General features: G+C 64.6%; 9 protein-coding genes. 3 read left to right on the top strand and 6 right to left on the bottom strand.

Annotated elements, in window-relative coordinates; translation table 11 throughout:
- The first annotated feature begins 3 nt into the window (after window positions 1-3).
- From flgK to LQ564_RS14165, 3 genes are read left to right on the top strand one after another with little or no spacing between them, the layout of a single operon-like run.
- Window positions 4-1,377, top strand: a complete 1,374-nt coding sequence (gene flgK, locus LQ564_RS14175; protein WP_231058749.1) for a flagellar hook-associated protein FlgK — start codon at window positions 4-6, stop codon at window positions 1,375-1,377.
- Between the two features lie 10 nt (window positions 1,378-1,387).
- A complete protein-coding gene (flgL, locus tag LQ564_RS14170; protein WP_231058748.1) occupies window positions 1,388-2,299 on the top strand; it encodes a flagellar hook-associated protein FlgL in 912 nt (303 codons plus the stop codon).
- Window positions 2,300-2,308: 9 nt separating this feature from the next.
- Window positions 2,309-3,328 (top strand): hypothetical protein, encoded by a 1,020-nt coding sequence (locus tag LQ564_RS14165; protein ID WP_231058747.1) that lies wholly within the window; start codon window positions 2,309-2,311, stop codon window positions 3,326-3,328.
- 70 nt (window positions 3,329-3,398) lie between these two features.
- Here the strand turns inward: LQ564_RS14165 and LQ564_RS14160 are convergent, their stop codons facing one another.
- The 6 genes from LQ564_RS14160 to infB all read right to left on the bottom strand — a co-directional run bounded on the left by LQ564_RS14160 (window position 3,399) and on the right by infB (window position 11,808).
- Window positions 3,399-3,917: a porin family protein gene (locus LQ564_RS14160; RefSeq protein WP_231058746.1), complete on the bottom strand. Its 519-nt coding sequence runs from the start codon at window positions 3,915-3,917 to the stop codon at window positions 3,399-3,401.
- A 247-nt stretch (window positions 3,918-4,164) separates the two neighbouring features.
- Entirely contained in the window at window positions 4,165-6,000 is a 1,836-nt protein-coding gene (typA, locus tag LQ564_RS14155; RefSeq protein WP_231058745.1) for a translational GTPase TypA, read from the bottom strand.
- A 165-nt stretch (window positions 6,001-6,165) separates the two neighbouring features.
- Window positions 6,166-7,188 (bottom strand): S41 family peptidase, encoded by a 1,023-nt coding sequence (locus LQ564_RS14150; protein WP_231058744.1) that lies wholly within the window; start codon window positions 7,186-7,188, stop codon window positions 6,166-6,168.
- A 146-nt stretch (window positions 7,189-7,334) separates the two neighbouring features.
- Window positions 7,335-8,252 (bottom strand): tRNA pseudouridine(55) synthase TruB, encoded by a 918-nt coding sequence (gene truB / locus LQ564_RS14145; RefSeq protein WP_231058743.1) that lies wholly within the window; start codon window positions 8,250-8,252, stop codon window positions 7,335-7,337.
- On the bottom strand, window positions 8,249-8,659 hold the full coding sequence (rbfA, locus tag LQ564_RS14140; RefSeq protein WP_231058742.1) for a 30S ribosome-binding factor RbfA: 411 nt from the start codon (window positions 8,657-8,659) through the stop codon (window positions 8,249-8,251). Before rbfA ends, truB begins: the two co-directional genes overlap by 4 nt.
- A gap of 296 nt (window positions 8,660-8,955) precedes the next feature.
- Entirely contained in the window at window positions 8,956-11,808 is a 2,853-nt protein-coding gene (infB, locus tag LQ564_RS14135) for a translation initiation factor IF-2 (RefSeq protein WP_231058741.1), read from the bottom strand.
- Between the last annotated feature and the right edge of the window lie 45 nt (window positions 11,809-11,853).

Genomic DNA, 11,853 nt, shown 5'->3' with positions numbered 1-11,853 from the left:
ACCATGGCCATCATCAATAACGCCCTGTCCGGCGCCCTCGCCGCCCAGGTGGCGCTCACCGCCAGCAGCCAGAACATCGCCAACCTGCAGACCAAGGGCTATACCCGCCAGGCCGCCCTGCTCACCACCATCGGCCCCGGCGCCGATCCCCGTGCGGCCGGCAATGGCGTGCAGGCCAGTTCGCTGCTGCGTTTTTCAGACGGCTATAAAAGCCAGGCCATGTGGCGCGCCGCCTCGGAACTCGGTGCGCATTCGCAGAACCAGCCCTACCTGAGCCAGCTCGAAAGCGTGATGGGCGACAAGACCGCCAGCCTGTCGGCCGGCATCGACGAGTTCTTCGGCGCCTTGAACGCCGTCGCCGGCGATCCGGGTTCGACCCCGCTGCGCCAGCAGGTGCTGACCTCGGCCGGCCTGATGTCGGAGCGCTTCAATGGCCTGAACAATGTGTTCAACGCCCAGCTGCAATCGGTGCGCACCCAGCGCAGCGCGATCGTCGATTCGGCCAACGCCCAGATCGCCACCATCGCGCGCCTGAACGCCCAGATCGGCGCGGCCAATGCCAGCGGCCAGAACGCCTCGTCGATGATCGATGCGCGCGACCAGGCCATCGACGATCTGGCCGGCAAGATGGCGCTGGAAGTCTCGGACAATGCCGACGGCACCCGCAACGTCTCGCTCAAAACCGGCCAGGCCCTGGTGCTGGGCGGCATCTATGGCACCCTGAAGGCCGCCCCCACCGCCACCAGCGCCCAGGAATTCAGCCTCAGCTTCGCCAACACCACCTACGTGCTCGACGCCGGCCGGCTCGGCGGCCAGCTCGGCGGCCTGACCAGATACGAAACCGAGACCCTGGCGCCGCTGCAGCAGGACATCGCCGACATCGCGCGCCAGATCGCCGACAAGGTCAACACCCAGCTCGGCCTCGGCTACAAGACCGACGGCACCGCCGGCAGCGCGCTGTTCGCCTACACCCCGGGCAGCGGCGCCGACATGCTGAAAGTCGCCAGCGGCTTCATCGTCGAGGACCTGGCCTTCTCCGCCGACGGCACCCCGGGCGACACCGGCAACCTGCAGAAGCTGGTGGCCGTGAAATCGCAGCCGATCACGGTCGGCTCGATCGGCACCGTGCTGCTGAGCGACGCCGACACCCAGCTGGTCGGCAAGCTCGGCGTCGACAGCCAGCTCAACAAGGCGGCCCTGAAGACCACCACGACCGTGCGCACCCAGTCGGTGGACGACTGGCAATCGACCAGCGGCGTGAACCAGGACGAGGAAGCGGTCAATCTCGTCGAGTACCAAAACATGTACCAGGCGAACATGAAAGTCATTTCGGTCGCCAACCAGCTCTTCGACGCCACCCTGGCGATGATGGGCTAAAGGAATAGCCATGCGGATCGCCACCACCCAGTACCAGTCGACGATGAACCAGTCGCTCCAGACCAACCAGGAGCGCATCACCACCATCACCCAGCAGCTGGCCAACAACCAGCGCATCCTGGTGCCCTCGGACGACCCGGTCGACAGCGTGCGCCTGGCGCGGCTGTCGCGCGAAGAAGCTACGGTGCAGCAGTACCGCGACAACATCGCCTCGATCCAGATCCGCCTGAACAAGACCGAAGGCTATCTGAGCAATATGAGCAAGGAAATGGTCGTCGGCCGCGACACGCTGGTCTGGGCCCTGGATGGCGGCAATGCGCCGGACGACCTGAAGGCCATGATCAGCCCGCTCGAATCGCTGCGCGACAGCCTGTTCTACAGCGCCAACACCATCGACCACGAAGGCAACTATGTGTTCTCCGGCACGCTGACCCGCACCGCGCCGCTGAAATACGATGCCAGCGCCCCGCTCGGTTCGCGCTATACCTATGTCGGCAACACGAATTCCCAGGATGTGGTGGTCGGCAACGGCATCACCCAGCCGGCCAACGACAACCTGCAAGGCCTGGAAAAGCTGCTGAACCAGCTCGAAACCACCATCTCGGCCCTCGGCGCGCCGGGCGCCTCGGCCAACGATCCGGCCGTGCGCGCGGTGCTCACCGCCAATCTGAACGGCTTCGACGATGCGATGAACCTGGTGACCGGCAAGATCGCCACCATCGGCGGCGCCCAGAACATCATGGAGACGCTGGACGCCAACCACGCCAACGTCAGCCTCTCGAACAAGATGGCGATCACCGACATCGGCGCGCTCGACGTCGGCGAAGCCGCCACCGCCCTCAATGGCTACTCCACCGCCCTGCAAGCCACCTACAAGGCGTACAGCCGCATCGGCAACCTGTCCCTGTTCTCGGTCCTGTAATCGTTCGTCATGGAAGCAGCCCTTCGCCCCGCCAACCCGGCCTCCACCACCGCCGTCGCCAGTCCAGCCGCCGCCGGCGCCACCGCCGGCGCAGCGCGCGCCACCGCGGTGCGCCCGGCCGATCCGGACAGCCGCGTCGTCACTGCCAGCGCCCCTGCCGCCGCGCCACTGCAGCGCGGCATCAAGTGGGACACGCGCCTGCAAGGCGACGTCGCACGCGCGCAACAGGCGCTCGACTACCTGCAGCGCGTCGCCGCCCAGCTCGAAGCCCTGAAGGCAGACCTGAGCGCCAAGATCGCCGGCCGCAGCGACCCGGTGCGCCAGATCGAGGCGCGCGCCCAGCAGCTCGCCAGTTCGCTCGCCTCGCGTGCGAAACAGGGTGGCGGCGGCATCGACGCCCAGCTCGACTTCCGCAGCGCCGAACCGGCGCGCACGCGTTTCCGCATCCGCGGCTTCGACATGGCGTCCCTGCAGGCGGGCGGCCAGCAGACCTATGCCTTCTCGGTGGGCGCTTCCGGCGGCCCCAACATCACCGCCACCATCGAAGCGGGCATGACGCCGGAAGACATCGCGGCGCGCCTGAACCGCACCCTGACGCCGGTGAAGGTGCAGGTCTCGCTCGACAGCGAGCAGCAGCTGGTGTTCAGCGCGCCGGAGTCGGAATGGGTCGGCATCAGGGAGGCGATCGCGATCTCCGGCCGCGGCCGCGTGGACACGGTGGAAGACCCTGCCGTCATCGCACCTGAACAATGGAACATCGGTAACCCCGACGCCCTGCGCCAGAGCCTGCGCGAGGTAATGCAGGCGCTGGCGCGCGTGCGCCGTTCGCAGGAAGCGGCCAGCGCGGCGCTGAGCGCGGCCATGGCGGCCACCAGCCAGCCGGCAATTCCGGAAGCCGAGCTGCTGGCCATCACCGGCGACTTCGCCGCCACCGCGGCCAGCCACGACTACCAGTCGCTGCTGGCGATCACCTCGGCGCTGGTCGGCGTCAGCCGCGACCGGGTCCAGGCCCTGCTCGGCCTGCGCTGATCTTTTTTGCGAATTAAAAAAGCCCTCCGGCGCCAGGCGCCGGAGGGCTTTTTCGTCAGCTTCTGAAGGGTCAGAAGCCGTATTTCACGCCGGCACTCCACACGTTCGCGCGGGCGCCGTAGTCCTTGGTCTTGCCGTAGCGCTCATATTCCGCCACCAGCGCGGTGTTCTGGTTCAGCTTGTACTCGACGCCTATACCGCCGTAACCGCTGGTGTCGTCGTCCTTGAAGCGCTGGCCGATGTTGTTGGTCATCTTGCGCTCGCTGTGCGACACACCAACTTTACCGTAGACACCGACCTGCTCGTTTACCGGGATGGTGTACTTGGCGGCCACGTAGGTGCCATAGCCTTCGGTGCTGCCGCGCGGGCCGACGTCGGTCTTGTGGTGGTTGGTCCAGCCTGCCTCAACGCCGAGCTGCTCGTTGAATTTGTAGCCGCCGAACAGTTTGCCGTCGGCCTTGTTCGAATCGAGCGTGGAGTTCTTCGAGGTCACGGCGGCGGCGCCGACGTAGGCCTTGCCGGTGTCCTGCGCTTGGGCGGCGCCTGCGACGGCGGCGGTGGCCATTACTGCAATCATCAGCTTTTTCATACCAAGTCCTTTCAAAGTGCTTCAACTGTGTCGCAATTCCCAGTGAATCGCGTTGTGATCACAATAGCATCGCACCCCCCACCGGCCCAAGCGAACGGCTGTAAGAACTGTAACAAGATGAAAAATGAAGACCAGATCTACACTAATGTGCGCCAGATGACGGACGATATGCACATCGCATCGCGCCGGCATCTTAGGCGTAAAAAAACCCGCTGCGAGCAGCGGGTTTTTCATGAAGCCGTGGCGATTACGCGCCTTCGCGGCTCGCCTTCTTGCGCTCGTGCTCTTTCAGGTAACGCTTGCGCAGGCGAATCGATTTCGGGGTGATCTCGACCAGCTCGTCGTCCTCGATGAACTCGACGGCGTATTCCAGCGACATCTGGATCGGCGGCACCAGGCGCACGGCTTCGTCGGTACCCGACGAACGCACGTTGGTCAGCTGCTTGCCCTTGATCGGGTTGACGACCAGGTCGTTGTCGCGCGAGTGGATGCCGATGATCATGCCTTCGTACACCGGGGTGTTGTGCTCGACGAACATGCGGCCGCGGTCCTGCAGCTTCCAGATCGCGTAGGCGACGGCGGCGCCGTCGTCCTGCGAGATCAGCACGCCGTTACGGCGGCCGGCCAGTTCGCCCTTGCTGTTGTCCACGGCTGCGTATTCATGGAACACGTGGCTCATCAGGCCGGTGCCGCGGGTCAGGGTCATGAACTCGCCCTGGAAGCCGATCAGGCCACGCGCCGGGATCAGGTATTCCAGACGGACACGGCCCTTGCCGTCCGATTCCATGTTCTGCAGGTCGCCACGGCGGCGGCCCAGTTCTTCCATCACGCCGCCCTGGTTCGCTTCTTCCACGTCGACGGTCAGGTTTTCGTACGGTTCCTGGCGCACGCCGTCGACCATCTTGTAGACCACGCGCGGACGCGACACGGCCAGCTCGAAGCCTTCACGACGCATGTTTTCCAGCAGAATGGTGAGGTGCAGCTCGCCGCGGCCCGACACTTCGAAGGTGGTATCGTCGTCGGTCGGCGACACGCGCAGTGCGACGTTGGCCTTCAGTTCGCGCTCGAGACGCTCGCGCAGCTGGCGGCTGGTGACGAACTTGCCTTCGCGGCCGGCCAGCGGCGAGTTGTTGACCATGAAGTTCATGGTCAGGGTCGGCTCGTCGACGGTCAGCATCGGCAGCGCTTCCGGCACGTCGGCGGCGCAGACGGTCGAACCGATGCCGATTTCTTCGATACCATTGATCAGGCAGATGTCGCCAGCGACGGCTTCGTCGACCAGCACGCGCTCCAGGCCCTTGAAGTTCAGCACCTGGTTGATGCGGCCCTTGATCGGGGTCGCATCCGGACCGTTCATGACCACCACGTCCTGGCCGGTCTTCACGCGGCCGCGGTTGACACGGCCGATGCCGATCTTGCCCACGTAGGACGAGTAGTCCAGCGAGGTGATCTGCATCTGCAGCGGGCCGTCCGGGTTGTCGTCACGCACCGGCACGTATTTCAGGATGGCGTCGAACAGCGGCTTCATGTCGCCGCCACGCACGCTTTCATCCATGCCGGCGTAGCCGTTCAGGCCCGAGGCGTAGACGATCGGGAAGTCGAGCTGCTCGTCGGTGGCGCCGAGCTTGTCGAACAGTTCGAAGGTCTGGTTGATCGCCCAGTCGGCGCGGGCGCCCGGACGGTCGATCTTGTTGACCACGACGATGGGCTTGAGGCCCAGGGCCAGCGCCTTGCGGGTCACGAAGCGGGTCTGCGGCATCGGGCCTTCCTGCGCATCGACCAGCAGCAGCACCGAGTCGACCATCGACAGCACGCGCTCGACCTCGCCGCCGAAGTCGGCGTGGCCCGGGGTATCGACGATGTTGATGTGGGTGCCTTCGTACTCGACCGCGCAGTTCTTCGACAGAATCGTGATGCCACGCTCTTTTTCGAGGTCGTTCGAATCCATCACGCGGGTGTCCACCGCCTGGTTTTCACGGAAGGTGCCCGACTGGCGCAGAAGCTGGTCGACCAGGGTGGTCTTGCCGTGGTCAACGTGGGCGATGATTGCAATATTACGAATTGCGCGTTTGGTGTCTGACATGTGTATTTTCAACAGTGAATGTTGCGTGATGGATGAAATCGCGCAGCTCAACTGTGAAGCCAGACGAACATGCCGATTTCCGTAACCCGCTACTATAGCACGGTTATTCCGGTTGCTGCACCGCAGCGTGCCAGAAACAAGCGTCGACATGTGCCTGGCTGCGCTTCAGCGCCGCTCGAGCGCTGCAATATGTTTTTCCAGACTCGCCCTCACTGTCTCGTCCTTGCTACGCTGATGCAAGGTTTGCAGGGCTTGCCGGTGCGCGACGTCGAGGGCCGATGCTTCGTCCACTGCGACGTCGGGTTGGACGCCCACGCCTTCCCAGCTACCGCCATCGACGGGGCTGACGGAGACGCCGGTGGGCACCGACAGCAGGTAGTCCCTGCGCAGCGGAAACATGGTGATCGGATTGCCCCCACCCCGCGTCGTGGCGCCGACCAGGGTTGCGCGCTTTAGGCTTTTCATCGCATACGAAAACGCTTCGCCCGCCGAGAAGGTACGGTCGGACGTCAGCAGGTAGACCGGCTTGTCCAGGTAACGCTTGCCGGGGATGCGGGCCAGGGTGCGCGCCTTGTAGATCCCATCATGGCGGTAATGCAGTTCCATGACGGTGAACTGATGCTTGAAAAAATAACTCGTCAACAACTGCATTGCTTCCCCGCCGCCGCGGTTGTTCCGCAGGTCGATGATCAGGGCGTCGGTATGCGCGACGAAGCCCATGGCCGCGCCGATGGTCTCCCTGGCGCCTTCGGCGGTATCGTGGAACTTGACGATATCGATGTATCCCACATTGCCGGGCAGGATTTCGACTTTTTGCAAGCCATAATTCTCGCGCCGCTCGAGCGCGCGCTTCGCCGGCGTGCTGGCATTGGCTGACGGGCGCAAACTGCGTACGTCTGGCTGGAACTTCAGGCGCATGTGCTTGTCATGGCTGATTTCCTGCATATGCGCGGTCAGGAGCCGCGCGAACTCTTCCTCGCTCACCGCGCTGGTGTAATCGCCCGCTTCCTGGTGCTTGCGTACATGTTGTTCGATGGCGGGATAAGTAGCGGGATGGACGTACTGCGCCTTAAGCTGGGACAGTGTTTCGTCGACCACCCGGTCGCGTTCGGTGGCGGCATGAAGCGTGCCGGACGTGCTCAAGAGGAAGGCCAACGACAAGGCGGTACGCATGAAAAGCTGAGGCATGGGAATCTCCAAAATAAGGAATTCCCGTATCTGCAAAAGGCATGCCAGTTAAGTCCTACCAGGAAAAACCAGTCCCATCGGGCCGGCGCCGCGTCCGCGGACACGGCGCCGCTGTCCAGCAGCGTCGTGCGGACAGCGGCGTGGTATCATCTGCCGGCGGCGATCAGTCGCTCCGGCGCCAGGATCGCGTATTCCTGCAAGTTCGCCGTCCCAAGCAACTTTCCTTCGCAATACACGCGGACCCGGCCGAGTTGCGCCGGCACCACGACCGCTTCCTTGCCCAGCGCCAGACGCTGGCCATTCAGGAAGCGTCCGGCCAGGTCCGGGCTCAGTTCGATCGGCGGGAAGCTCGACAGCAGCGCATCGACCGGCCCCAGCAGCGACAGCGGGTCGGGATGGGCCTGCAGGTCTTCCAGCGTGATCATGCGTTCCGTCGTCAGGCTGCCGACCTGCACCCGGCGCAGCGCGTTCAGGTGGGCGCCGCAGCCGAGCGCGGCGCCGATGTCCTCGCCCAGCACGCGCACGTAGGTCCCCTTGCTGCAGGTCACCAGGATCTTCAGGAAAGGCGCGCTGTAGTCGATCAGCGACAGGCCGTGAATGGTCACCGGACGCGCTTCGCGCTCGAGCGTGACGCCTTCGCGCGCGTATTCGTACAAGGCCTTGCCGTCGCGCTTGAGCGCGGAATACATGGGCGGGACCTGGAAGATGAGACCGCGGAAACGCGCCAGCGCCGCCTCGATCGCCTCGCGCGTCACGTCGACGGTGCGCTCTTCGATGGTCTCGCCTTCGGTGTCGCCGGTGGTGGTCATGATGCCGAGGTGGACCGTCGCCTCGTAGGTCTTGTCCGCCTCCAGCAAATCCTGCGAAAACTTGGTCGCTTCCCCGAAGCACAGCGGCAGCAAGCCGGTGGCGAAGGGATCCAGGGTGCCAGTGTGGCCGGCCTTCTTCGCATTGAACACGCGCTTGGCCTTCATCAGTGCGTCGTTCGAGGACAGGCCGACGGGTTTATCCAGCAGCAGGACCCCATCCACCAGGTCGCGCGGCTTCTTGACGGCGCGGTTCACTCTTTGTCCGACGCTTCGTCGTCCTGGCCGAAATCGGCTGCACGGACCGCGTTGGCCTGGTCGATCAGCGCCGACATCGCGAGGCCGCGGGTGGTCGAGGTGTCGTGCACGAAGTGCAGCTGCGGCAAGGTGTGGATGTGCAGGCGCTTGCCGAGCAGGTTGCGCAGGTAGCCGGCCGCTTTCGACAGGCCGTCCAGGGTCTGCTTGACCTCTTCCGGGCTGTCCTTCAGCAGGGTGAAGTAGACCTTGGCGTGGGCGTAGTCGGGGGTCAGCTTGACTTCGCTGATGGTGACCATGCCGACGCGCGGGTCCTTGAGTTCGAAGGCGATCAGTTCCGACAGGTCTTTCTGGATCTGGTCGGCGACGCGCAGGCCGCGCTGGGGGATGCTTTTGCTGTGTTTTGCCATGATGTTGCTGGTGTATTGTTCTTGTGATGTGTGTGCTGTGTTGGCATTCACTTCATCCAACACACTTCGCACCGTCATCCCGGCACAGGCCGGGATCCAATTTTGCGTGCGTACCGTCTACGTTCGAGGCTAATGGCTGATCGACGAAATTGGGTACCGGCCTTCGCCGGTACGACGATTCAGAGGGAGCGGGCCAAAAGCCTTGAAACGTAACTCATCCAATAAAACAAGGGCCAGGCCCCTCGCGGCATTCGCCGCGAAGCGTCCTGGCCCCCATGGTACGCCTCCTGCCGGAATTACAGCGTACGCGCCACTTCGGTGACTTCGAACACTTCCAGGACGTCGCCGACCTGGATTTCGTTCATGTTCTTCAGCGACAGGCCGCATTCCAGACCGGCGCGGACTTCCTTCGCGTCGTCCTTGAAGCGCTTGAGCGAGTCGATCTCGCCGGTCCACACGACGATGTTGTTGCGCAGCAGGCGAACCGACGAGGTACGCTTGACCACGCCATCGGTGACCAGGCAGCCCGCGATCGCGCCGACCTTCGAGACCAGGATGACCTGGCGAATCTCGACCTGGCCGGTGATGGTCTCGCGCTTCTCCGGCGCCAGCATGCCCGACAGTGCGGTCTTGATCTCGTCGATCGCATCGTAAATGATGCTGTAGTAACGGATATCGACGCCGTTGGCTTCCGCCAGCTTGCGCGCCTGGCCGTCGGCACGGGCGTTGAAGCCGATGATGACCGCTTTCGAAGCGACCGCCAGGTTGACGTCCGACTCGGTGATGCCGCCGACCGCCGCGTGGACGATCTGGACCCGCACTTCCGAGGTCGACAGCTTCTGCAGCGAACCGACCAGCGCTTCCTGCGAACCCTGCACGTCGGTCTTGACGATGAGCGGCAGGTTCTTGACTTCGCCTTCGGCCATCTGGTCGAACATGTTCTCCAGCTTGGCGGCCTGCTGCTTCGCCAGTTTGACGTCGCGGAACTTACCTTGACGGAACAGGGCGATTTCACGCGCCTTGCGCTCGTCGGCCATCACCATCACTTCTTCACCGGCGCTCGGCACCTCGGTCAGGCCCTGGATCTCGACCGGGATCGACGGACCCGCGGTGGTGACCGGCTTGCCGTTCTCGTCCAGCATCGCCCGGACGCGGCCGAAGGACGAACCCGCCAGCACGACGTCGCCGCGCTTCAGGGTACCCGACTGCACCAGGATCGTCGCGACCGGGCCCTTGCCCTTGTCCAGGCGCGCTTCGACCACCAGGCCACGGGCCGGGGCTTCGGTCGGGGCGGTCAGTTCCAGCACCTCGGCCTGCAGCAGCACTTGCTCGAGCAGGTCGTCGATGCCGGTACCGATCTTCGCGGACACCGGAACGAACGGCGAATCGCCGCCGTATTCTTCCGGCACCACGCCTTCGGCGACCAGTTCCTGGGTCACACGGTCGGCATTCGCGCCCGGCTTGTCGATCTTGTTGATCGCCACGACGAGCGGCACACCGGCGGCTTTCGCGTGGGCGATCGCTTCCTTGGTCTGCGGCATCACGCCGTCGTCCGCCGCCACCACCAGGATGACGATGTCGGTCGCTTTCGCGCCGCGGGCACGCATGGCGGTGAACGCCTCGTGACCCGGGGTATCCAGGAAGGTGATCATGCCGCGCGGGGTGTCCACGTGGTATGCGCCGATGTGCTGGGTAATGCCGCCGGCTTCGCCCGCAGCAACCTTCGCACGGCGGATGTAGTCCAGCAGCGAAGTTTTACCGTGGTCGACGTGACCCATGACGGTCACCACCGGCGCACGCGAGGTCGCTTCGAACTCGGCGTGGGCGCCCTGGTCGGCCAGCAGCGCCTCCGGATCGTCCTCTGCAGCCGCGAACGCCTTGTGGCCCATTTCTTCCACGAGAATCATCGCGGTTTCCTGGTCCAGCACCTGGTTGATGGTGCACATCTGGCCCAGCTTCATCAGCTGCTTGATGACTTCCGACGCCTTCACCGACATCTTGTGCGCCAGTTCGGCGACGGTGATGGTTTCCGGCACGTGCACGTCCTTGACGATCGCCTCGGTCGGGGCCTGGAAGTTGGTCTCGCGGTCCTCGTTGTGCGAACGGCGTCCGCCGCTGCGGCCGCCACTGCGCCAGCCGTCACGGCCACCGGTCGGGGCGCCCGCGCCACGGCCCTTGCCGCCGCCCGGCGCGCCGCGCTTCTTGGCGTCGTCCGACCAGGTCGAGGAGACATTCGCCGACTTGATCGACTTCTTGTCGCCCGGCTTCTTGTCGCCCGGTTTGGCGTCGCCCGGCTTCTTGTCGGCGCTTGCCGCCGGCTTGTGCAGGGTGCCCGCCGGTGCTGCCGGAGCAGCAGGCTTGGCGACCGGTTCCGGCGCCTTGATGACGCGGCGCGGCTGGCTCATCATGAGCTTGATCTGGGCCACTTCGTCGGCCACGGCCTTGCGTGCGCGCTCGGTCGCGGCAGCACGTTCGGCGGCTTCCTTGGCGGCTTCCTCGGCGCGCTTCTTGGCTTCCGCGGCGGCGGCCTGGGCCGCTTCTTCGGCAGCAGCCGAGGCCGGCGCGGCAGGCGCCTTGGCGCTGGCGGCCGCTTTCGCGGCGGCAGCGGCTTCGGCGGCTTCGCGCTTCGATTTCTCGGCGGCGTCGCGCTTGGCTTGCTCTTCGGCGGCCTTGGCTTGCGCAGCCTCTTCCGCTTCGAGCTTGGCCAGGCGTTCCTGCTTCTCGCGCAGGTCGGCTTCCTGGCGGGCGATCAGCTCGGCCTGGCGGCGTGCGTCTTCCTCGCGGCGCGCCTGTTCGGCGGCGTCGACGACGGGTGCGGCTTCCACTTTCGGGGTGGTGACCAGGTCGTCGCGCTGCACGAAGGTGCGCTTCTTGCGGACTTCGACCTGGATGGTGCGCGATTTGCCGCTCGAGTCAGCCTGCTTGATCTCGGTGGTTTCCTTGCGGGTCACCGTGATCTTCTTCTTCTCACCGCTTTCGGCGGCGCCGTGGGTACGGCGCAGGTGGTTCAGCAGCTTGTCCTTATCATCTTTTGACAAGGGATCTGACGTCGAACTTTTTTCGACGCCGGCCGAGCGCAGCTGTGTCAGCAGCAGGTCTGCAGGCATCTTCAGTTCGGTGGCAAATTGGGCTACGTTGTTACTCGCCATTCAGTCCTCTTTTCTATGTGTCGCAGAGATGATAAAGATTTGCAA

The sequence above is a fragment of the Massilia phyllostachyos genome (assembly GCF_021044825.1).
Classification (GTDB): Bacteria; Pseudomonadota; Gammaproteobacteria; order Burkholderiales; family Burkholderiaceae_D; genus Telluria; species Telluria phyllostachyos.
Note: the sequence above shows the minus strand (reverse complement) of the source record. Positions and strands in the feature narration are given on the sequence as shown.

Bases quoted from the DNA above. Each gene is read 5' to 3' on its own strand.
- flgK (WP_231058749.1), top strand. From the start codon at position 4: ATGGCCATCATCAATAACGCCCTGTCCGGCGCCCTCGCCGCCCAGGTG.
- flgL (WP_231058748.1), top strand. From the start codon at position 1,388: ATGCGGATCGCCACCACCCAGTACCAGTCGACGATGAACCAGTCGCTC.
- LQ564_RS14165 (WP_231058747.1), top strand. From the start codon at position 2,309: ATGGAAGCAGCCCTTCGCCCCGCCAACCCGGCCTCCACCACCGCCGTC.
- LQ564_RS14160 (WP_231058746.1), bottom strand. From the start codon at position 3,917: ATGAAAAAGCTGATGATTGCAGTAATGGCCACCGCCGCCGTCGCAGGC.
- typA (WP_231058745.1), bottom strand. From the start codon at position 6,000: ATGTCAGACACCAAACGCGCAATTCGTAATATTGCAATCATCGCCCAC.
- LQ564_RS14150 (WP_231058744.1), bottom strand. From the start codon at position 7,188: ATGCCTCAGCTTTTCATGCGTACCGCCTTGTCGTTGGCCTTCCTCTTG.
- rbfA (WP_231058742.1), bottom strand. From the start codon at position 8,659: ATGGCAAAACACAGCAAAAGCATCCCCCAGCGCGGCCTGCGCGTCGCC.
- infB (WP_231058741.1), bottom strand. From the start codon at position 11,808: ATGGCGAGTAACAACGTAGCCCAATTTGCCACCGAACTGAAGATGCCT.